The sequence below is a fragment of the Arthrobacter sp. TmtSoilC77 genome, from assembly GCF_059739415.1.
This window is the reverse complement of sequence record NZ_AP046050.1, coordinates 2,479,305-2,499,889: the sequence shown is the minus strand read 5'-3', so window position 1 is coordinate 2,499,889 and position 20,585 is coordinate 2,479,305. Positions and strand designations below refer to the sequence as shown.

Sequence of the window (20,585 nt, the reverse complement as noted above, 5' to 3'; positions counted from 1 at the left end):
CCATGGAATCCGTCCCCGATCTCGGCAGCAGCTTGCGGGCGCTGGAGGTAATGAGCGCACAACCTGCGGCTCCCTGGACCGGATCGCGACGATGGTGGCCCTGCGCAGATGGCGTTCCTGCACTGGACGTGGAAGGGCTGGCTTTGGGCGCGGTGCGGGCTGCAGCTACGGCCCTGAATGCCTTGATGGGAACGACGCGCCGGTATTCTGTCGCAGCGGGGCCCACTGCGGCCGCGTTCGATTCCCTGGGGCACCTGCGCATAGGTGGCCGGAAAGCTGAAGGGTTCGCTCCCTTGTCCGGTTTTCGAAAAACCGCTGATGGCTGGATCCGCCTCCACGCAAACTATCCACACCACGCGGCCCGGCTCATGGAAGCGGTCTCGGCCAGCGAACCTGCCGACGTGGACCGCGCACTTCTGGCAATGACGGCTTTGGAAGCCGAACACCTTATTGCGGGAAACGACGGCGTAGCGGCCGCTGTCCGTACCAGGGAAGAGTGGGTAGCCGCCCCTATGTTTGAAGCGGCCAGTGAGGGGCCGTGGATCACTTTCGATCAACCGGGACAATCCGCTGAAGCAAGCCGCCCGTCGTCGTGGGTTCCTGCCGCGGAACCGGGACGTCCTTTGGCAGGTCTCAAAGTCCTTGACCTGACCCGGGTCATTGCCGGCCCCGTGGCAACCCGGCTCCTTGGAGCCTTGGGCGCGGACGTCCTCCGGATAGACCCTCCCCAGCTTCCGGAGCTGACGGACGCCTTCATTGACTCCGGCTTTGACAAACACAGCGCCGAAGCAGACTTCCGGAATCCCGAAGATCTGGCTGCGGTCATGGGCCTCCTGGAGACGGCAGACGTTGTGGTAGTGGGGTATCGCGGCGGCGGGCTGGATCGTTTTGGATTGACCCCCGACGCGCTGCTGCGGCGCCGCGCCGACCTCGTCGTAGTTGCCTTGGGCGCATGGGGCCACGGCGGTCCCTGGCAGGCGCGACGAGGATTTGACAGCCTCGTGCAGGCAGCATGCGGGATAGCTGATCGATATGGCCAGTCCGGCGACGGCGGGTGGAGGCCTGGGGCGCTACCGGTGCAGGCACTGGATCACGCCACGGGTTATGGCCTTGCGGCGGCAGTGTTCGCTTTGCTTGCCCAGCGACTGGGTACGGGACGTGGCGGAGCAGCCCGGCTTTCGCTGGTCCGGACAGCGGAAGAGTTACTTCTCCTTTCGACGGGCACGGCGACTGAAGTCGAGCTGCCAGAGCCCGATTTCCACGAGATGGACAGCCCCTACGGCCGTCTCCGGTACGTTGGCCCACCCATCACGGTGGATGGTGTTCCCGTTGGTTATCAAGAACCTCCTGTCACGTACGGGTCCTCCGCCCTGCGCTGGCGGTAGGCGACCCGGGCCCTAGTAAGCTCGGAAGCATGAGTGTAATCCGCCCTGCCACCGTTGAAGACGTTCCCGCCATCCTGCGTATGATCCACGATCTTGCGATCTACGAAAAGGAACCCGACGCCGTCAGGAACACCCCGGAGCTCCTGACCGAGGTGCTCTTCGGAGAGAACCCCCGGGTGTACGCCACCATGGCCGCGAATGCCGCTGGGACAGTGCAAGGTTTCGCCCTGTGGTTCCTGAACTACTCAACGTGGGAGGGTGTCCACGGCATCTACCTGGAGGACCTTTACGTTATTCCGGAAGCGCGTGGCGAGGGCCATGGCAAGGCGCTCCTGCAGCATCTGGCCGCGACCGCCGTCGAACGCGGCTATGCCCGGGTGGAGTGGAGCGTCCTGGACTGGAACGAACCGTCCATCAAGTTCTATAAGAACCTTGGCGCCCTCCCCATGGATGAATGGTCGACGTTCAGGCTGACCGGCGAGGCGCTGGAAACGTTCGGGGCAGGTGCCACCAACGGAAGCAAGGCTCTTGCCCATGGCTGAACTGCAGGCCGTGGCCGACGCACACCGCATCCGCGCCCGGCACGAATTCCGAGGCCTCCGAACCGCTGAGCACTACTTCACGGTCCCCCTGGACCACGGTTTGGCCACATCTGCTGTGGACGGCCAGACGACCGGCGAAACGATCACTGTATTCGCGCGGGAGTATTCCTCCACGGAGTACTCCGCGGAGGAGGCCGCCAAACTTCCGTGGTTGCTGTTCCTCCAGGGTGGACCCGGCGGACGCGGGAACCGCGTCACTTCCCTCTCAGGTTGGATGAAGGCAGCGGCCAAGGATTTTCGGATCCTGATGCTGGACCAGCGCGGCACGGGCCTTTCCACTCCGGTGGAGCGGCAGTCATTGGAGCTGCGGGGTGACGCCGCAGCCCAGGCTGACTACCTGAGGCATTTCCGGGCCGATTCGATCGTGGCTGACGCCGAGTTCATCCGGCATGCCCTGGATTCCGGTCCATGGTCGGTGCTGGGCCAGAGCTTTGGTGGGTTCTGCGCGTTGACCTATTTGTCGTTCGCCCCGAAAGGGCTGCGGGAGGTTCTCATCACGGGAGGACTTGCCCCGCTGCACGGCCCCGCAGAGCGCGTGTACCGCGCCACTTTCCGCCGGGTGGCGGAGCGGAACGCGGAGTACTTCGCCTGGTATCCGGAAGACCGCGAAACTGTCACCAGGATCGTCCGCCACCTCGGGCAGCATGAGGAATTCCTGGCCAGCGGGGAACGGCTGACGCCCGAGCGGTTCCAGATGGTGGGATCGTTCCTCGGCGGCAACACCCGGGTGGACTCCCTGCACTACCTCCTGGAGGACGCCTTCATCGAAACACCCGTGGGCGAACGCCTGTCGGAGGTGTTCCTTGAGCAAGTCCGGACCCTGGTGAGCCGGGCCGGGAACCCTCTGTACGCGGTCCTCCATGAATCGATCTACGGGCAGGGCCAGGCCACGGACTGGGCAGCATGGCGCGTGCTGGAAGAATTCCCGGAGTTCAAACCCGAAGCAGAAGCCCCCCTGCTCACGGGCGAAATGGTCTACCCCTGGTACTTCGAACAGGACCCTGCACTAATCCCGCTTCGCGACGTAGCCGACTTGCTGGCAGCCAAGTCGGACTGGTGTCCCCTCTACGACCACCAGCAGTTGGCGGTCAACAAGGTTCCAGTAGCAGCCGCCGTCTACAAAAACGATATCTACGTGGACCATGACCTCTCAATGGAAACCGCCGCGGCAGTCCGTGGGCTTCAAACCTGGGTCACGGACGACTTCCACCATGACGGCATAGGGGAAGACGGCGAAGGCATCTTCAGGCGGCTCTTCGGGCTTGTGCGGGGTTCCCGCTAACCCACCCTGTTTCCAGCGCAGGGATTGTTCCCGCGCAGGGATTCTTCCTATGCGGGGAGTGAACGGCGCACCCGGGCAGCGGTGGCGGCCGTTAAGGCCAGCATGACGGCGGCCAGCACGCCAGCGGCTATGTTCAGTCCTTCGTAGCCGAGCCAGGCGAGGACGAGTCCGGACGTCGCGCCGCCCGTTGCGCCCGCCGCGCCCATGAGCGTATCGGAAACGCCCTGCACGGTTACCCTCTGTTCTTCGGCGACGCTCTCCGCAAGCAGGGTGGATCCGGCAATGGTCGCGGCGGACCAGCCAAGGCCAAGGATGATCAGCCCGGTGGTGACCAACACCGGCTCTTGTTGGCCGATTCCTGCGATCAGCACTGCGACCAGCAGAAGCCCGTGGCCCATGGCGATGGTTTGGATGCGGCCGGCTTTGTCCGTCAGCCAACCCCAAAGTGGCGATAGGGCGAACATGCCGGCGATATGCAGCGAAATGGTCAGCCCAATAACTACCAGGGCATCCGTGCTGTCAGTTGTTCCGCCGTGATGGCCGGCATGTGAACCGCCAACCAGCTGCTGCAGGTGCAAGGGTGTCATGGACATGATCGCCACCATGACGCCGTGTGCTGCGACCACGGCCGCAAGCCCAAGGATGGCCCGGGGCGAGGAACGAACAGCCTGCAGGCCGGAACGGATGGTGCCCCTGACAGGCAGGGACCCGGCGCCCGCGGATTCCGAGGCCAAGCGCCGTGCCAGCAGCAGCGGGTCGGGCCGCAAACCGGCAAACAGCAGCACCGCCGCCAGGAACAGCCCTGCGGCCGAGAAGACAAACGGTCCGGCAATCGGCGGCAGGCCCAATGCGGCCCCCACTGCGGCGCCGGGCTGGATGAGGTTCGGCCCCGCGACAGCCCCAATCGTGATGGCCCAAACAACAGTGGACAGTGACCTGCCGCGGTGCTCAGCGTGGGCGAGGTCGACGGCGGCGAACCTCGCCTGAAGGTTGGCGGCTGTACCAAGACCGAGGAAACCGGCAGCGAGCAGGAGCAGCGGGAAGGATCCGATCACCACGGATGCCATCACCAGGAGCGCCCCGATCATGGCAGCGACCAAACCGGAGACGAGGCCAACCCGGCGTCCGCGTGCTTCCGCGAGCCGTGCCAGCGGTAGGGCAGTCAGGGCTGCAGCGAGGGTCAGCACAGTAGTGATGGATCCAGCCCACGCCTCGGATCCGGACAGGTCCACGGCCAGGAGCGATCCAATGGATAACGTGGCGCCGTTACCGATTCCGCTCAGGAGCTGGGCCGAGCTGAGCAGGAAAACAGTACGGCGCTGAACCCGTTGGGGGTCCAGCGCCGTAGTAGAAGTGGTAGTCACTTCACGAGACTACAACCTTCACAGCCCGGTTACTCTGCTTCGCTCAAGCTCTTCTTCGCGTCTTCTTCCAACCGCGCGTCCAGCTTGGACTGGCGGGCGGCCGGGCTAAGCAAGCTGGCCACGACGGCTACGACGATCGTGCCGATAATGACCGCCAACGAAACGAAGGTGGGAATCTCCGGAGCCCACTCGATGTGGTGGCCGTTGTTGATGAAGGGAAGCTCGTTGACGTGCATTGCGTGCAGGACGAGCTTGACGCCAATGAAGGCAAGAATGACTGACAGGGCGTGCTTCAAGTAGATCAAGCGGCTCATCAGTCCGCCCAGCAGGAAGTACAGCTGGCGCAGGCCCATGAGCGCGAAGATGTTGGCCGTGAAGACGATGAAGGCACTCTGGGTCAGGCCGAAGATCGCGGGAATGGAGTCCACCGCGAACAGGAGGTCTGTCATGCCGATGGTCACGAAAACGATCAGCATCGGGGTGAAGACCTTCTTGCCGTCCACCGTGGTCCGCAGCTTGCCGCCGTCGAACTTTTCAGACATCGGCAGGACCTTGCGCAGCCGGGCAACCAGGGGGTTTTCGGCACCTTCTTCTTCGTCTTCACCGGAATCCGTGGCCTGCTTCCAGGCAGTCCACAGCAGGAACGCGCCGAAGATGTAGAAGATCCAGCTGAATTGCTCGATGACTACTGCGCCCAAGGCGATGAAAATGCCGCGAAGGACCAGTGCGATGATGATGCCCACCATCAGCACTTCCTGCTGGTATTTCCGCGGCACCGAGAAGCGGGCCATGATGATGATAAAGACGAACAGGTTGTCGATGCTCAGGCTGTATTCCGTGACCCAGCCAGCGACGAACTGGCTGCCGTATTCGGGGCCAGTGAAGTAGAACATGGCACCGGCAAAGACCAGGGCCAAGGCAACGTAGAAGGCGACCCAGAGGCCGGCTTCCTTCATTGTTGGTTCGTGGGGACGCTTGACGACCAGGAGGAGGTCGATCAGCAGGATAATTCCGAGGGCGACAAACGAGCCGACCTCAAACCAGATTGGAAGCTCCATTAATGCGGGCCTTTCGCAGGGTACGGGAAAGCGGTGTAAGTCTCTCCGGCCTGCCAGTGCGGTGAATGCACGTTCAGCGGCCCACTAAGTCCGGCGAGGCATCTGTGCCTTGCGTGCTGACGGACGTAGCGCTTGGGATACTCCCCTACGTGACCATAACCTTACCTTAGGCGTGCCCTGCAGACTGCATTTGACGCAATTCCCGCTTCAACTCCCCCACTTCGTCACGGATACGGGCCGCCACCTCGAATTGCAGTTCGGCAGCGGCGCCATGCATCTGTTCCGTGAGTTGTTCGATGAGGCCAACCAGGTCTTCCGCTGGAGCTGCGGCCAGCCCGTCCTTCCGGACGGTGGCTGCACCTTTGGCGCCGGACGTACGTTTGGCACCCTTGGCCAGCCTGTTGTTGTTCAGGAGCTCCTGGGTATCGGCATCTTCGCGTGCCAACTGGTCTGTGATGTCAGCGATCTTCTTGCGAAGCGGCTGGGGGTCAACCCCGTTGTCGGTGTTGTACTTGATCTGGATGGCGCGGCGCCGGTTGGTTTCCTCGATGGCGTGGGCCATGGAGTCCGTGATCCTGTCCGCGTACATGTGGACCTGGCCGGACACATTTCGAGCGGCACGGCCAATCGTCTGGATCAGGGAGGTAGAGGAACGCAGGAAGCCTTCCTTGTCCGCATCCAGGATGCTTACGAGTGAGACTTCAGGCAGGTCCAGGCCTTCACGCAGGAGGTTGATGCCGACCAGGACGTCAAAGACCCCCATCCGCAGCTCGCGCAGCAGTTCCACCCGGCGAAGAGTATCGACGTCGGAGTGGAGGTACTGGACCTTGACTCCATGGCCCAGGAGGTAGTCTGTGAGGTCTTCGGCCATCCGCTTGGTCAACGTGGTGACCAGGACACGTTCATCGCGTTCAGTACGTTGGCGGATTTCACCCAGGAGGTCATCGATTTGTCCCTTGGTGGGCTTCACGATCACTTCGGGGTCGATCAGGCCGGTGGGCCGGATGATCTGCTGGACATATCCGTCTGCCTTCCCGAGCTCGTACTTTCCGGGCGTGGCCGACAAGTACACGGTCTGCCCGATGCGTTCAAGGAACTCGTCCCACTTCAAGGGCCGGTTGTCCATGGCGGAGGGCAGCCGGAAGCCGTGGTCCACCAGCGTGCGCTTGCGGGACATGTCCCCTTCATACATAGCGCCGATTTGCGGGACGGTGACGTGGGATTCGTCGATTACCAGGAGGAAGTCATCAGGGAAGTAGTCCAACAGGCAGTGCGGTGCCGTACCGCCGGCGCGGCCGTCAATGTGCCGGGAGTAATTCTCGATGCCGTTGCAGAAACCCATCTGCTGCATCATTTCGAGATCGTAGGTGGTCCGCATCCGCAGGCGCTGGGCTTCCACCAGCTTGTTCTGGCTCTCCAGCACCTTCAGGCGTTCGGCGAGTTCGTCTTCGATGGCTGTGATCGCCCGGCCCATTCGTTCCGGCCCTGCCACGTAGTGGGAAGCCGGGAAGACGTACATCTCGGTTTCCTCGCGAATGACCTCGCCGGTGACTGGATGCAGTGTGTAGATGTTCTCGATTTCATCGCCGAAAAATTCGATCCTGAGTGCGAGTTCCTCGTACATGGGAATGATCTCTACGGTGTCTCCGCGGACGCGGAAGGTGCCGCGGTGGAAGTCCATGTCGTTTCGCGTGTACTGCATGGAAACGAACTTGCGAAGGAGGTGGTCGCGGTTCATTTCAGCGCCCTTGGTGAGCGTCACCATGCCCGCGATGTATTCTTCGGGCGTTCCCAGGCCGTAAATGCAGGAGACTGTGGCCACCACGATGACGTCACGCCGGGTCAGCAGTGCATTGGTGGCCGAGTGCCGAAGGCGCTCAACTTCCTCATTGACCGAGGAGTCCTTTTCGATGAACGTATCCGTCTGGGGTACGTAGGCTTCCGGTTGGTAGTAGTCGTAGTACGAAACAAAGTACTCCACCGCATTGTTGGGCAGGAGTTCCCTGAACTCGTTGGCGAGCTGGGCTGCCAGGGTCTTGTTTTGAACCATGACCAACGTGGGGCGCTGCACCTGCTCAATGAGCCACGCAGTGGTGGCGCTCTTGCCCGTGCCCGTTGCGCCAAGAAGTACGACGTCCTTCTCGCCGTTCTTGATGCGTTCCGTCAGTTCCGCAATTGCCGCCGGCTGGTCTCCGGCGGGTTTGTAGTCGCTGACGACTTCGAAGGGCGCGACGACACGGTTGATCTCCTGGGCAAGACTCATGACACCAATCTACCCCTGCACCCCGACAGTTATTGTCCTGCTTTATGTCCCGCTGCAACGGAAGAATACGACGGCGGTTGCCAGCCGGTGCGGCTGGCCCACTCATCCATCAGCGGCCAGGCCACCTCCGTGAACCAGGGCTCTTTGGCGTCGGCGTATCCAGCGGTGCCGGGGTCGGTGGCATGCTGTGCAGCCACTTCGCGCTTGTGCGCCTCGTACACGGCAAGAGCAGAAGGTTCCGCCCTCAACCAGTCGCGGAACAACAGCGCGTATCTCCAACCCGGCGTGCCGGCAACGCGCACATGAAGGTTGGTTGGGCGTCCCGGATCAGCATTGGCATGGAAGCGCTTTTGCCATTGGGCCGGATCAGGGTGTGACGGCTTCGGGGTGTCCGCGGTCACGCCAGGAACACGTGGGTATCCAGCAGCGGCCAGACGCGGTGCGATCCGATCCGCTGCGTCAAGGTCCGCAACAGTCACTTGAAGGTCGATAACATCCTTGGCGGCCAGTCCGGGCACGGACGTAGACCCAATGTGGTCCACGGCGAGGATGTCATCCGGTGCTGCCGCTCGGATGCGCGAGGAGAGCCGGGCCGCTTGCAGGCCCCAGTCGGTTCGCGGGGCGGACAGGACCGGACCATTTGTCCGCCGGGCACGAACCCCACGCCTGCAATTCTCAGCGAAGGGCACCAACCGCCCGAACCACAAGTCATCCACTTTGGCGAGCAGTTCCTCCCGGCTACCGGAATTTTCCAGGACGATGTCCGCCGCAGCGATTCTTGCCTCCTGGCTGGCTTGGGCCGCCATTCGGGAACGCGCGTCCTCATGGGTCATTCCGCGAAGGCCGACCATCCGTTGAATCCGCACATCATCCGGGGCGTCCACCACGATTACCAGATGGAAAGCGCTCCCCTGCCCTGTCTCAACCAACAAGGGAATGTCCTGGACCAGAATGTCTTCATCCGTAGCTTCGGCGACGATTGCCGCTGCGGACTGCCGGACCAACGGATGGATGATGCCATTGAGCACTTCCCGCCGAGCGGGATCCTGGAAAACTATGGCGCCAAGGGCCGGCCGGTCCAGTCTGCCCTGCCCGTCCAGGATCTCCGGCCCAAAAGCCTCTACTACACGGGCCAGGCCCGGAGTTCCAGGCTCCACCACTTGCCTGGCAATGACGTCAGCATCAATGAGCACAGCCCCCAGCTCGTGCAGCCTGGCCGCCACCAGCGATTTTCCCGAGGCGATGCCGCCCGTCAGTCCGATCTTCAACACCCCTCCACACTAGACTGAAGCGGTGGAAATTGAGGATGACAGCCGCGCGACGGCCTACACAACGCTGGCCGAGGGTCCTGATTTCCGTCACGAGCTGGAGATCCGCCGCTCCCGCTTCATCACCGTCCTCCGCCGCTCTCCTGACGAAGATACGGCACGCTCACTTGTGGCTGCGCTGCGACGCGAGTTCCATGACGCACGGCACCACTGTTCGGCTTTCGTTGTAGGTCCGGACAGGATGGTTCAACGATCCAGTGACGACGGCGAACCTTCCGGCACGGCTGGTATCCCCATGTTGGAGGCACTGCTCAAACGTGAGACATCACCCGGGGTGACTGATCTGAGCGACGTAAGCGCCGTCGTCGTGCGCTATTTTGGTGGGATTCTCCTGGGCGCCGGCGGGCTGGTCCGCGCCTATTCGGAGTCGGTCTCGGCTGCCCTTGATGCCGCCCCGCTGGTGCAGCGCCGCAGGCTGCGGCTACACGCCGTCAGCGTTCCACATGCCGCCGCCGGGCGACTGGAAAATGACCTCCGCTCGGCCGGGTACGTAATGGCGGAGACCGGCTACGGAGCCAACGAGACGGTCCTGAGATTGGCGCTCCCCGATGAGCCGGCAGCAATGGCCGACGCCGGTGCACGGCTCGCGGCGTTAACCGCCGGGTCTGCGGTACTCCAGCCGGAGGGAACGGAATGGATCGATGTGCCCTGAATCAACTGTGGCACCCCGCGTGGCACTGGCCGACGTTGATGAGGAGATGCTCAAGGAATTGCTTGCGTTGGCGCTCGTACAAGCCAGCGCTGATGAGGTCACTCCCCCTCTGGGCTCGACGCCGTCCTGGAACCCTGAACGGATCGCCTGGTTCCACGCCTATCACCGGGCCGCTGCAGCCGGACTTGAAGGGCCTGCGCGTGAGAAGACGTGGGCTGTGGTGGCAGACGGAACGGTGGTTGGCTCCATCAGGCTGAAACGAACGGCGCCCGGTTCCGCAGAAACCGGCATCTGGTTGGGCCGGAGTTTCCGTGGCCGGGGTGTGGGGCGGCTGGCCCTCCACCTGGTGGCAGACGAAGCGCGTGCTCGGGGCTTCGCCGTCCTGCAAGCCTCTACTACGCCAGGAAACAAGGCTGCACAAGCCCTGCTGTCTTCCCTCGGTGCCGAACTCATAGTCGAGGGCCCTTCGGTGGAAGCGCGGCTGGCGCTCCGATAGGCAGCGCTCTTTTCACTAGTGCCCCTCGCACCTGACTTAAGCAGAAGGACCCCTGCCGCAAGGCAGGGGTCCTTCTTTGGCTATTCAGCGCATCCCGTGAGGGGTGGCGGAATTAGTTGCCGGTCAGCTTCTCACGCAGTGCCGCGAGAGCTTCGTCGGACGCCAGGGTACCGGCGTTGGACTCGGCAGCAGCCGGCTCCGAGGAGTAGCTGGTGGTGCCGGAATCGCTCTCACCGGACGTTGCAGCGGCAGCGTCGTCAGCAGCGTGCTGTGCAACCTGCTTCTTGTGGGCTTCCCAACGGGTCTGGGCGTCAGCGTACTGCTGCTCCCAAGCGGCGCGCTGGGTCTCGTAGCCTTCGAGCCATTCGTTCGACTCGGGGTCGAAGCCCTCGGGGTACTTGTAGTTGCCCTCTTCGTCGTACTCAGCGGCCATACCGTACAGAGCGGGATCGAACTCGGTGCTGTCAGCGTCAACGCCCTCGTTAGCCTGCTTGAGGGAGAGGGAGATGCGACGACGCTCGAGGTCGATGTCGATGACCTTGACGAACAGTTCGTCGCCAACGGAGACAACCTGCTCGGCGAGCTCCACGTGGCGGACAGCCAGCTCGGAGATGTGAACGAGGCCTTCGATGCCGTCTTCGACGCGAACGAACGCACCGAACGGAACCAGCTTGGTGACCTTACCCGGAACAACCTGGCCGAGGGCGTGGGTGCGGGCGAAGGTCTGCCACGGATCTTCCTGCGTAGCCTTGAGCGACAGGGAGACACGCTCGCGGTCCAGATCCACTTCGAGGACCTCGACGGTGACTTCCTGGCCAACCTCGACAACCTCGGACGGGTGGTCGATGTGCTTCCAGGAGAGCTCGGAAACGTGAACGAGGCCGTCTACGCCGCCAAGGTCCACGAATGCACCGAAGTTGACGATGGAGGAAACGACGCCGGGACGAACCTGGCCCTTTTCCAGCTTGTTGAGGAACGTGGAGCGGACCTCGGACTGGGTCTGCTCGAGCCATGCACGGCGGGACAGCACAACGTTGTTGCGGTTCTTGTCCAGCTCGATGATCTTGGCTTCGATCTGCTGACCGATGTACGGAGCGAGGTCGCGGACACGACGCATCTCGACGAGGGATGCGGGCAGGAAGCCGCGCAGGCCGATGTCCAGGATGAGGCCACCCTTGACAACCTCGATGACGGTACCGGTAACGACGCCGTCTTCTTCCTTGACCTTCTCGATGTCGCCCCAGGCGCGCTCGTACTGAGCACGCTTCTTGGAGAGGATCAGACGGCCTTCTTTGTCTTCCTTGGTGAGAACCAAAGCTTCGACCTGATCGCCAACGGCAACAACTTCGCCGGGGTCAACGTCGTGCTTGATGGAAAGCTCGCGGGAAGGGATGACACCTTCGGTCTTGTAACCGATGTCGAGCAGGACTTCGTCGCGGTCGACCTTGACGACGGTACCTTCGACGAGGTCGCCGTCGTTGAAGTACTTGATGGTGGCGTCGACAGCTGCGAGGAAGTCCTCAGCGGTACCGATGTCGTTAATGGCGACTACGGGGGTACCGGGCTTCTCGGTGGAGGTGATGGTCATGTAGTAGGGGCTCCGTTGTGGATAGTGTGTCGGTCAGGCAAACCGCTGCCGCCCGGGTCCGGACGGCAGAACACGGCAAAATACCGGGTCATCCTGATTTGTGGATTAATACAAAATGGACGCATGCACGTAGTACACGCCCGTTTATTCTAGTCGTATCTGCAAAGCAGGGTCAAAAGGACCCCGGCAGGACTACGAAGGCCTTCACACAGGCATAACGTCTCCGAGCCGCGCGAACGTAACCCCGCGGTCCAGCAAGCGAGGCAAAGCCTTCGCATAACCCTCGGCAGTTCCCGAGGCCGGCCTGTTGAAATGCGAAATCACGATGTCCCCCGCATCAACCTTGGCCACTTCCCCGGCGACGGTTGCCGGCGTGAAAGTGGCTCCGCCGTCGCCGTTCACCGTGAAGTTGACCGGGAGCATCCCCAACCTGCGGGTCATGCTCGCAGCGACTTCGTCGTAGAACGCCGTTCCCGGCCTGAAGAAGCGCGGCGAAACACCGGTCAACTCAAGCATCAGGGCTTGGTTGCCCATTAGTTCCTCGTACACTGCGGCCGGGTTTGCCGTTCCGGCAATGCCGTAGGCGGACCTGCCGTTAACTGACAAGGGCAGGTGCAGTGTCCCGTGGTTCGCGAGCTCGAAGAGAGGCTCGGCGGCCAGTTCCGCGGGAAGTGACCTGTTGGCGGCAATCCAGCGGCTGTTGATGAAAAGCGTGGCCGGGACGTTGAGGCTGCGGAGCGACTTCAGCAATTTGTGGTCACAGCCGGTTCCGCCCGGGCCACCGCAGGCGTCGAAGGTCAGGGCCACATGCTGCGAGGCAGAATTGTTCACTACACCCGTAACGTGAAGGCCCCACTCCTGGGGCCGCAGGGGACCAAATTCCGCCAGGATCTGCGGCTTGCCTGGGATTGTGGCTGGCGATGCAGGAACGCTCGACGGCGGAGCTACAGTGCTGTCGCCTCCCTCACCGCTGCCTCCTTCACCGCCGCCGGGTTTGGCGGCGACCGCCGCGGCGGCCTGCTCGCTTGAGAGTGCAGCGATCGAAGGCGGTGGCGTCGCAGGGCCGGCACCCGCTGCGCTTGGCTGGGCGACAGGCGACGCCGGCCCTGCTCCCGCGCCGTCCGGGAATGCCGGCCTCCCGTTGTCCGCGCAAGCCGCCAGGGCAGCAGATGCCAGTCCCGCCATTCCAAGCAGCACTGATCGCCGGCCGGCCAGCGGCCGCCGCTTGGAATCCCCCATGGATGTCCTTGTCTATTGGGTGTGTGAGCTCTTTGTAGAAGTGTATTTCTAGAAATGGGTGAGGCAGTGTGCTGGCCGTTCCACAGCAAAAAGCTGCTGGGCTGCGAATGCGGCACCGGGCTTACCTTCACGCATCCGCCCTGCAGCAGTGAGCGTCACCGGGGACACAGCACCAAGATAGATGGACGCGAGATCGGCGACATCCATCCAGAGATCCGGTTCCTGGCCGGATACCTCGGTGACGGTCGCGGCAGCACCGCCGTCGGACTCCAACGCCCACGTGCCACCAGCCATGCCAAGGGTATCCGAGACTTCCATGACCAGCTTTCCGGCAGCCGGGTACCGGCGGGCGGACAGCGCTGCCGGAACGTCCAGGATCCGTAACCACAACATGTCCCGCACGTCCGAGGAATCCAAGCATCTGGGATCTTCCAGGGCCCACGTCAACGGATCATCCACGGGGGCCTCGGCCCACGTCACCTGGTCAATGAGATCGATGCTCCCAAGGAAGCGCCAGAGATCGAGGTAGGCCGCATTGGTGCCAGCAACGAGGTCCACGATTTCCATGGTGTACGGCTTGGCGTCCCAGCCCTTGAAGCGATAGGAAACGTAGCCGTCCGGTGTCCCGGAGGAGTCGTAGTGCAGGGCGCTTCTTACCCCGGTGTCCGGCTTCCCGTCATGGCCGATCGCTCCGGAAGCCAGCAAACGATAGTACTCTTGACGGTCTACTGAGCCAGGAGTTACCCGCTGGACGTGCTCGAAGACCTGTGGCGCAACGTCCAGCAGAACTGCCGGATCAGCCACCTCTACCGTTCCCGTCGCTTGCCCCTTGAGGCGGAAACGAGGGCCGGTATCGACCTTGATGCTGCGCTCAAAAGTAGCCACGCCAAAACCGAAGCGGCCGTAGATGGACCCCTCCGAGGCCGTGAGCGCTGCCATGGCGAGGCCATCGTCCTTTGCGCCGGCAAGGTCAGCGGTGATCATGCCCCGGAGCAGTCCTTTGCGCCGGTGCGTTCCACGTACGGTCACCGCGGTCACCAGGTTTGATTCCAGTTGCCGGCCAAACCCGATGTTCAGGGATTTGCGCATGGTGCCGTACGTGGCCACCGGAACCTCCGCGCCCAGAGCGTGCTGGGGAACGTCTCCGTTGATGTAGACCCCGGTCAATTCGCGGCGGTCCGTGCGGTAAGCGCGCAGGGTCTTGGCGATGTAGTCGTCGTCGCGTCTGTGCTGGTGGAAGCCGTGCGAGACTGCCTGGACCCACGCGGCACAGCGGGAGTAGGCGGGGTCCTCGCGATCAGCTACGGCAGGGAATTGTTGAACCCTGTATTTCCCGGCATATGTTTCGGCGGAATTCGTTTCGGAATATCTTTCATTGGGATCAGCCACGCCCCGAGCCTAGCCAGACGCCGGAGGGCGCGCCACCATTCAGGCGGCGCGCCCTCCGGCGATCCTTGGAACGCCTGGCGGCTAGTGGCCGGCCTCATACCAGCTGGAGCCCACGCCGAGCTGGACGTCCAACGGGACTGACAGCTCAGCAGCAGCCCCCATTTGCTCCACCACGAGTTTCTCGACAGCCTCGCGCTCTCCCGGTGCGACCTCGAGGACGAGTTCATCATGGACCTGGAGGAGCATCCGCGATTTCAAGCCCTGGCCCGCAAGTTCGGCCGAAACACCCAACATGGCCCGCTTGATGATATCGGCGGCGGAACCCTGGATGGGCGAATTAAGGGCAATTCGCTCGGCTGCTTCCCGGGCCTGGCGATTGGTGCTGGTGAGGTCCGGGAGGTAACGGCGACGACCCTCAATGGTGGCCGTGTAACCATCCACCCTCGCCTGGTCCACAACGCCCCTGAGATAGTCACGCACGCCGCCGAAGCGATCGAAGTAGTCCTTCATCAGCGTCCGGGCCTCGTCCACGGAAATTTCCAGCTGCTTTGAGAGACCGAACGAGGTCAGCCCGTAAGCCAGTCCATAGGACATGGCCTTCACTTTGGATCGCATCGCGCTGGTGACCTCGGCAGGAGCGACGTTGAAGATCCGCGAGCCCACGAAGCGATGCAGGTCCTCCCCGTCCCTGTATGCCTGGATCAATGCTTCGTCACCGGAGAGGTGGGCCATGATGCGCATTTCGATCTGTGAGTAGTCAGCGGACAGAAGGCATTCATACCCTTCGCTGACCACGAAAATCCCGCGGACACGGCGACCTTCTTCGCTGCGGACCGGGATATTTTGCAGGTTGGGGTTGTTCGAGGAGATCCTGCCCGTGGCAGCAATGTTCTGCGCGTAGGTGGTGTGGATGCGCCCATCGTCCGCCACGGACTTCTTAAGGGTTTCCACCATCTGGGCGAGCTTGGATGATTCCCGGTGCGCCATAAGCTGCACCAGGAATTCATGGCCGGTCTTCTCCAGCAGGGCCTTCAACGATGCCGCATCCGTGGTGTAGCCGGACTTGATTTTCTTGGTCTTCGGGAGGCCGAGTTCCTCGAAAAGGACGGTCTGCAGCTGCTTGGGCGAACCCAGGTTTACCTCGTGCCCGATCGCGGCGAAGGCCTGCTCCTGGGCGTTCTCGATCACCTTGGTGAGGTCCGCAAGCTGCTCGTTCATGCGGTCCATGGAGACGTAGATACCAGTCAGTTCCATCTGTGCCAGGACGCGGGACACAGGGAGCTCCAGCGTGGTCAGCAGGGCGTCGGCCTTGCGGTCGGCGAGTTCCTTCTCGAAGTGCTTGCTGAGGGCATGCACGACGGCGGCCTGCTGGACGAGCGCTGCGGCTGCGGCTTGGTCGCTGCCTCCCATGAGGTCCAGCTCCAACTGCCCGGCCGACGCGGTTACAACGCCCAGGGAGATCTTGAGGTGGACCTGGGCGAGTTCAGGGAGGTCGTAGCTGCGGCGGTCAGGCTGGATCAGGTATCCGGAAACCGAGGTGTCATCAACCACGCCTTCCAGTCCCAGGCCACGGTTGTGCAGGGCCTTGAGGGCGGCCTTGAACTCGTGCACCACCTTGGCTTCTTCAGGATCCCGGAGCCAGTTGGCCAGCACCGGCTCGGCTGCTGAATCCAACTCCGTGAGGTCGATATAGGCAGCGCCATTGTTCCGGACCACTGCCAACGCGTTGGCATCCTCGCCTATGCGGCCTTGGACGGGCTGGATGGCAATCGCGGAACGTGTGCCGGAGCCGGCGCTGAAGAAGGCCTCCAACTCAGCGGCGTCCTTGAGCGTGGCAAACTCAGGGGCTTCGATGGTGTCCGGGGCGGCACCGGTGGTGTCGTCACCGTACAGATCGAACAACCGGGCGCGCAGGGTGCGGAATTCCAGTTCCTCGAACAGTTCCTCGATGGCCTGCCGGTCGGGGCGCGGCTCGTGGAGGTCCTCCAGCCCGACGGGCAGTTCGAGGTCCGTCAGCAGCTGGTTCAGCCTGCGGTTACGTTTGACGTTCTCCAGGTTCTCCTTGAGTGCCCCGCCCACCTTGCCGCCGATGGCGTCCAGGTTCTCCAGGATGCCCTCCAGGCCACCGTAGAGGTTGATCCATTTGGCGGCGGTCTTTGGCCCCACGCCCGGTACGCCCGGAAGGTTGTCCGCGGATTCGCCCACCAGTGCGGCGAGGTCCGAATACAGGGCAGGCTTGACGAAGTACTTCTCCTCAATGGCCGCGGCATCCAGCTTGGGGATGTTGCTCACGCCCTGTTTGGGGTAGAGCACAAACACGTTGTCATTGATGAGCTGGAAGGAGTCCCTGTCCCCCGAGACCAGGAGGACCTCAAAGCCGGCGGCATCCGCCTGGGCAGCTAGAGTGGCCAGGATGTCATCAGCCTCGTAGCCGGGCAGTGCGATGGTCTTGATACCCCAGGCCTCCATGACCCTGGCGATGAGGGCGATCTGGCCTTGGAACTCCGCAGGCGTCGCGTTGCGGCCACCCTTGTACTCGCTGTACTCGGCCTTGCGGAAGGTGGTGTCGTCAGAGACGTCGAACGCCACGGCGACGTGCGTTGGCTTCTGGTCCTTGATCAGGTTGATGAGCATGGAGGTGAATCCATGCACGGCGTTGGTGTGCTGGCCTCTGGCGGTAGAGAAGTTTTCAGCAGGAAGGGCGTAGAAGGCCCGGAATGCCATGGAATGGCCATCCAGGACCAGCAACCTGGGCCGGCCCTCCCCCGTGGTGCTGGATGAAGCGGTGGAAGAGGGGGTGGGTGCTGTTGCAATGGCAGCAGCTTGGGCCGTTGGAACCTGGTCCGGTTTGGTTGTTTCACTCACAGGTGCCAGCCTAGTTGGCATGATGGACAATTTCACGCCGAACCGGTTTGTCGACGAACTGAACGAGGCAGGTGTGCCCGAAGAGTTCCATGATTGGCTTTCGGGGCACGGCGTCGGCTCCCTTGTGGTGAAAATGGGGATCCGGTTTACCGAGCTCAGTGCCGAGCGGACTGTGGCAACCATGCCAGTGGAAGGGAACACACAGGTAGCCGGCATCCTTCACGGCGGAGCCCACGTGGTCCTCGCCGAAACCCTGGGTTCATTTGCTGCCTCGCTTCACGCCGGCAGGGGACGGCACGCCGTAGGAATCGAAGTTGGCGCAACGCACCACCGCTCCATTGCAAGCGGCACGGTAACCGGCACATGTACGGCGATCCACCTGGGCGGGACGTTGGCCACCCACGAGATCGTTATCACCGATGAAAAAGGTCGCAGGCTTTCAACCGCCCGGATTACCAACATGATCCGGAACAACCGCCACTGATCCGGGAGTTGCTGCCTAACAGCTACCGTGGCGGCATACGGTAGTGCAGTTCAGCCGCGGCCCCGCCAAGGATGCGCGAGGAGAGCAACTCAAGTGGCGCCGTCGGGCCCTTCAGCGGCAGCAGCCGCTTACCGGCGCCAAGGACAACCGGGATGATGGTGACGATCATCTCGTGGAGCAAGCCGGCGTTGGCGAACTGGGCCACGAGGTCGCCGCCGCCCACCAGCCAGACGTTCTTGTCTCCGGCGTCGGCGAGGAGATCCGGTGCGAACTCGCGCACGTCCCCACGGACGAACGTGACATTGGAACCGGCCGGAGCTGAGTACTCATGATGCGTGAACACCCAACAGGGGATGTCCGGGTACGGCCACTTGCCGGGCTCGTGCTCCATGAGCCAACGGTAGGTCCCGCCGCCCATGGCGACACAACCCACACCTGCGAAGAAGGACTCATAGCTGCCGCTCACGCCTTCAACCTGGTCGAATTGCAGGAGCCAGCCGAGATCGTCATCCTCGGAAGCAATGAAACCGTCCACGGTGGACGCCACGTAATACTGGAAGATCGACATGGCCCCACACTAGTCAGTTGGCGCTGGCGTTCCCATACTCCACACGCACACTGCCATCATCACGCAGTACCACCACCCGGCCCTGGGCAAGCGTCCATCCATCGTTCAGCAGGAAGATCCTTCCTCCACTGACCACCAGCAGCCGCAAACCCGTGTACCGGTACAACGGCTCAGCGTCCGTACCAGCCGAGTCCTCATGGACGTTGGGCGCTGTCACGGCCAACCGCTCCTTGCTGTAGACCACGGCCGTTGGCAGCAGGCTGGATCTTTCCTGGTAATCGATGGCCGCGCCCCGCCCAAGGGCCTGCGCGTAATCGGAGGTACCCCAGAAAAGGAGCAGGGTGACCAGGACGAACACAAGGGACCTTTCGAGCGATCTCGGAGTGGTGGCGCGGAGGATCCTCTGGGCAGGATCAGCGGCCCGCCGACGCACGCTCAGCCCCCATGCCCCCACGAGCAAGCCGGCGGCGATGAGGAAGGGTGCGTAGAGCAGGATCCGTCCCGGCTGGGTCACGATCGCCACCCACATCACCGCCGCGTAGGCGAAACCAACAACCAACACCACCAGGGCGGCCCTTCGCAGAAGCGTCCGGTGGCGTGCGGCGCCCAGGAGCCGGGAAACGAGCCGGTCCACCATGAGCCACAACAACCCGATCACCACGAGCCAGGCCAGCGGCTGGAAGAGCGACTGGATACTCCGCAGAATAAAGTCCTGCACGGTATAACCAAACAGGCTGACGTCCAGGCCCATGGCCTTCGCCTGGGCATCCGTACGCGCCCAGCCGAAGTAGACCAACAACGCCGTGGCCACGGTCAGGGGCGGACCTATGACGGAGAGGACGTCCAGGGTCCGCTGCCAGCGGTTGTTGACCAGGCTCCGCTCAGCGGATTCTTGAGAGGCAGCGGATTCTTGTGAGGCAGCGGGCTCCTGGGCGGCGCTCATGGAGTTGCCGTGGGGGACGCACCGACAGAAGGGATGGCCGGCGGGGCGCTCCGCGTGGGCTCAGCGCTTGGCTGGGTTCCATTGGTTTCGGGCGTTCCACCCGGGCCCGTGCCGGTGGGTGCGGAATCATCATAGAAAAACGTCACTGTTCCGCTGATGTCCACGGTGTCCGTAATGGAAATGCGGACGGCGGCGCGGCCATCGGACGGCGGCATCCTCAGATACAGCGTTTCGTAGTCCCCTCCTCCGGCAACTATTTCGGGAGCTGCGGGGACGCCGTCGAACAGGATGTCCCCGACCCTGACGTAATAGCCATCCAGCCTGACCACAGTGCCGCCTGACCGGGGGCCGGAGGCACGCGCTGTGCCTGCCACTGGCTTCAGGTCGTTGTCTACTACCGTGAGGCCGCTCAGGTGCCGCGGGCAAGCTTCACCCGGGGCGGTTTCAGGCTTTAGTTGGACTCCCGGGTTGCTGCGGTGTTGGGCGACCGCAGAAGCTGACGTTGCGGCGACGGTGAACTCAAGACACTGGGTCTGCGGTATGCGCGGTGTAGCTGCAACGGCATTCGAAGCGCGCTGCCAGTCCTGCTGCACACCACTTTGCAGTGCCTTGCAGACAGCGGCGGCGGCTTGCCACACGGCAACATCTTCGGCGCCTTCCAGGCTCTTGGCCAGCGCATCGCATTGGAATTGCTGCAGCAGGAGATAGCGTTGACCGGCTGTGGGATCGTTGGGGCCTACCGGCCCAATGGGTACCCAGCGCACCACCGGCGCTTCTGCCTGGGGTGCTCCCGGTCCGGCCGGACCTGCGGGCTGCCCGGCGGTGGGAGCGAGGGCGGTGGGGACCGCTGGTGATGTTGCGTTGGTGGCGGGCGGAGCCGGATTGGGAGATGGACTGCCCTGTGGGGTGTTGTTGGGAACGCACGCAGAAAGTGCCAGCATCAGGACCGGAACGAGCGCCAGTCCGATGCGATGTCTTCGGGAATGGCACTTCATGACAGCCCCACATCTGCCGGATCACGATCACGCAGTGATGTAACTTCACTGCTGATTATTCTCCCGAATGGACTTTGCTGCCAG

At 62.9% G+C, this 20,585-nt stretch carries 17 protein-coding genes; 6 read left to right on the top strand and 11 right to left on the bottom strand.

Annotated features, from left to right (window positions below; genetic code table 11):
• The first annotated feature begins 2 nt into the window (after window positions 1–2).
• The 3 genes from AC6I99_RS11485 to AC6I99_RS11475 are packed head-to-tail and all read left to right on the top strand — an operon-like array spanning window position 3 to window position 3,269.
• On the top strand, window positions 3–1,385 hold the full coding sequence (locus AC6I99_RS11485) for a CoA transferase (RefSeq protein WP_497960990.1): 1,383 nt from the start codon (window positions 3–5) through the stop codon (window positions 1,383–1,385).
• 29 nt (window positions 1,386–1,414) lie between these two features.
• Window positions 1,415–1,927, top strand: a complete 513-nt coding sequence (locus AC6I99_RS11480) for a GNAT family N-acetyltransferase (RefSeq protein ID WP_224090217.1) — start codon at window positions 1,415–1,417, stop codon at window positions 1,925–1,927.
• Window positions 1,920–3,269 (top strand): alpha/beta fold hydrolase, encoded by a 1,350-nt coding sequence (locus AC6I99_RS11475; protein WP_497960989.1) that lies wholly within the window; start codon window positions 1,920–1,922, stop codon window positions 3,267–3,269. Before AC6I99_RS11480 ends, AC6I99_RS11475 begins: the two co-directional genes overlap by 8 nt.
• A gap of 47 nt (window positions 3,270–3,316) precedes the next feature.
• Here AC6I99_RS11475 and AC6I99_RS11470 read toward each other — a convergent pair whose 3' ends face one another.
• The 4 genes from AC6I99_RS11470 to coaE all read right to left on the bottom strand — a co-directional run bounded on the left by AC6I99_RS11470 (window position 3,317) and on the right by coaE (window position 9,225).
• A complete protein-coding gene (locus AC6I99_RS11470; RefSeq protein WP_497960988.1) occupies window positions 3,317–4,633 on the bottom strand; it encodes an MFS transporter in 1,317 nt (438 codons plus the stop codon).
• Between the two features lie 29 nt (window positions 4,634–4,662).
• Window positions 4,663–5,691 carry a TerC family protein gene (locus tag AC6I99_RS11465; protein ID WP_224090214.1) on the bottom strand — a complete coding sequence of 343 codons (1,029 nt, stop codon included), beginning with the start codon at window positions 5,689–5,691 and terminating at the stop codon, window positions 4,663–4,665.
• 166 nt (window positions 5,692–5,857) lie between these two features.
• Window positions 5,858–7,954 (bottom strand): excinuclease ABC subunit UvrB, encoded by a 2,097-nt coding sequence (gene uvrB / locus AC6I99_RS11460; RefSeq protein ID WP_497960987.1) that lies wholly within the window; start codon window positions 7,952–7,954, stop codon window positions 5,858–5,860.
• 29 nt (window positions 7,955–7,983) lie between these two features.
• Entirely contained in the window at window positions 7,984–9,225 is a 1,242-nt protein-coding gene (gene coaE / locus AC6I99_RS11455) for a dephospho-CoA kinase (protein WP_497960986.1), read from the bottom strand.
• A 22-nt stretch (window positions 9,226–9,247) separates the two neighbouring features.
• Between coaE and AC6I99_RS11450 the strand changes: the two genes are divergently transcribed.
• Complete coding sequence (locus AC6I99_RS11450) at window positions 9,248–9,934, top strand: IMPACT family protein (RefSeq protein ID WP_497960985.1); 687 nt, start codon at window positions 9,248–9,250, stop codon at window positions 9,932–9,934.
• Window positions 9,924–10,430: a GNAT family N-acetyltransferase gene (locus AC6I99_RS11445; protein ID WP_497960984.1), complete on the top strand. Its 507-nt coding sequence runs from the start codon at window positions 9,924–9,926 to the stop codon at window positions 10,428–10,430. The genes AC6I99_RS11450 and AC6I99_RS11445 overlap by 11 nt, the downstream gene beginning before the upstream one ends.
• 112 nt (window positions 10,431–10,542) lie before the next feature.
• On the opposite strand, the gene rpsA is transcribed toward AC6I99_RS11445, so the two are convergent.
• The 4 genes from rpsA to polA all read right to left on the bottom strand — a co-directional run bounded on the left by rpsA (window position 10,543) and on the right by polA (window position 17,370).
• Window positions 10,543–12,018 (bottom strand): 30S ribosomal protein S1, encoded by a 1,476-nt coding sequence (rpsA, locus tag AC6I99_RS11440; RefSeq protein ID WP_216925808.1) that lies wholly within the window; start codon window positions 12,016–12,018, stop codon window positions 10,543–10,545.
• A 204-nt stretch (window positions 12,019–12,222) separates the two neighbouring features.
• Complete coding sequence (locus tag AC6I99_RS11435) at window positions 12,223–13,257, bottom strand: polysaccharide deacetylase family protein (protein ID WP_497960983.1); 1,035 nt, start codon at window positions 13,255–13,257, stop codon at window positions 12,223–12,225.
• A 48-nt stretch (window positions 13,258–13,305) separates the two neighbouring features.
• Window positions 13,306–14,646, bottom strand: coding sequence for a GNAT family N-acetyltransferase (locus AC6I99_RS11430; protein ID WP_497960982.1), 1,341 nt, complete (start codon window positions 14,644–14,646; stop codon window positions 13,306–13,308).
• Between the two features lie 81 nt (window positions 14,647–14,727).
• A complete protein-coding gene (gene polA, locus AC6I99_RS11425; RefSeq protein WP_497947083.1) occupies window positions 14,728–17,370 on the bottom strand; it encodes a DNA polymerase I in 2,643 nt (880 codons plus the stop codon).
• Window positions 17,371–17,530: 160 nt separating this feature from the next.
• Between polA and AC6I99_RS11420 the strand changes: the two genes are divergently transcribed.
• Window positions 17,531–17,995 carry a hotdog fold thioesterase gene (locus AC6I99_RS11420; protein ID WP_223932901.1) on the top strand — a complete coding sequence of 155 codons (465 nt, stop codon included), beginning with the start codon at window positions 17,531–17,533 and terminating at the stop codon, window positions 17,993–17,995.
• A 22-nt stretch (window positions 17,996–18,017) separates the two neighbouring features.
• Here AC6I99_RS11420 and AC6I99_RS11415 read toward each other — a convergent pair whose 3' ends face one another.
• From AC6I99_RS11415 to AC6I99_RS11405, 3 genes are read right to left on the bottom strand one after another with little or no spacing between them, the layout of a single operon-like run.
• Window positions 18,018–18,563, bottom strand: coding sequence for a dihydrofolate reductase family protein (locus AC6I99_RS11415; RefSeq protein WP_224164342.1), 546 nt, complete (start codon window positions 18,561–18,563; stop codon window positions 18,018–18,020).
• A 13-nt stretch (window positions 18,564–18,576) separates the two neighbouring features.
• On the bottom strand, window positions 18,577–19,506 hold the full coding sequence (locus AC6I99_RS11410; RefSeq protein ID WP_224090183.1) for a hypothetical protein: 930 nt from the start codon (window positions 19,504–19,506) through the stop codon (window positions 18,577–18,579).
• Entirely contained in the window at window positions 19,503–20,501 is a 999-nt protein-coding gene (locus tag AC6I99_RS11405; RefSeq protein ID WP_224090182.1) for a hypothetical protein, read from the bottom strand. Before AC6I99_RS11405 ends, AC6I99_RS11410 begins: the two co-directional genes overlap by 4 nt.
• Window positions 20,502–20,585 lie beyond the last annotated feature (84 nt).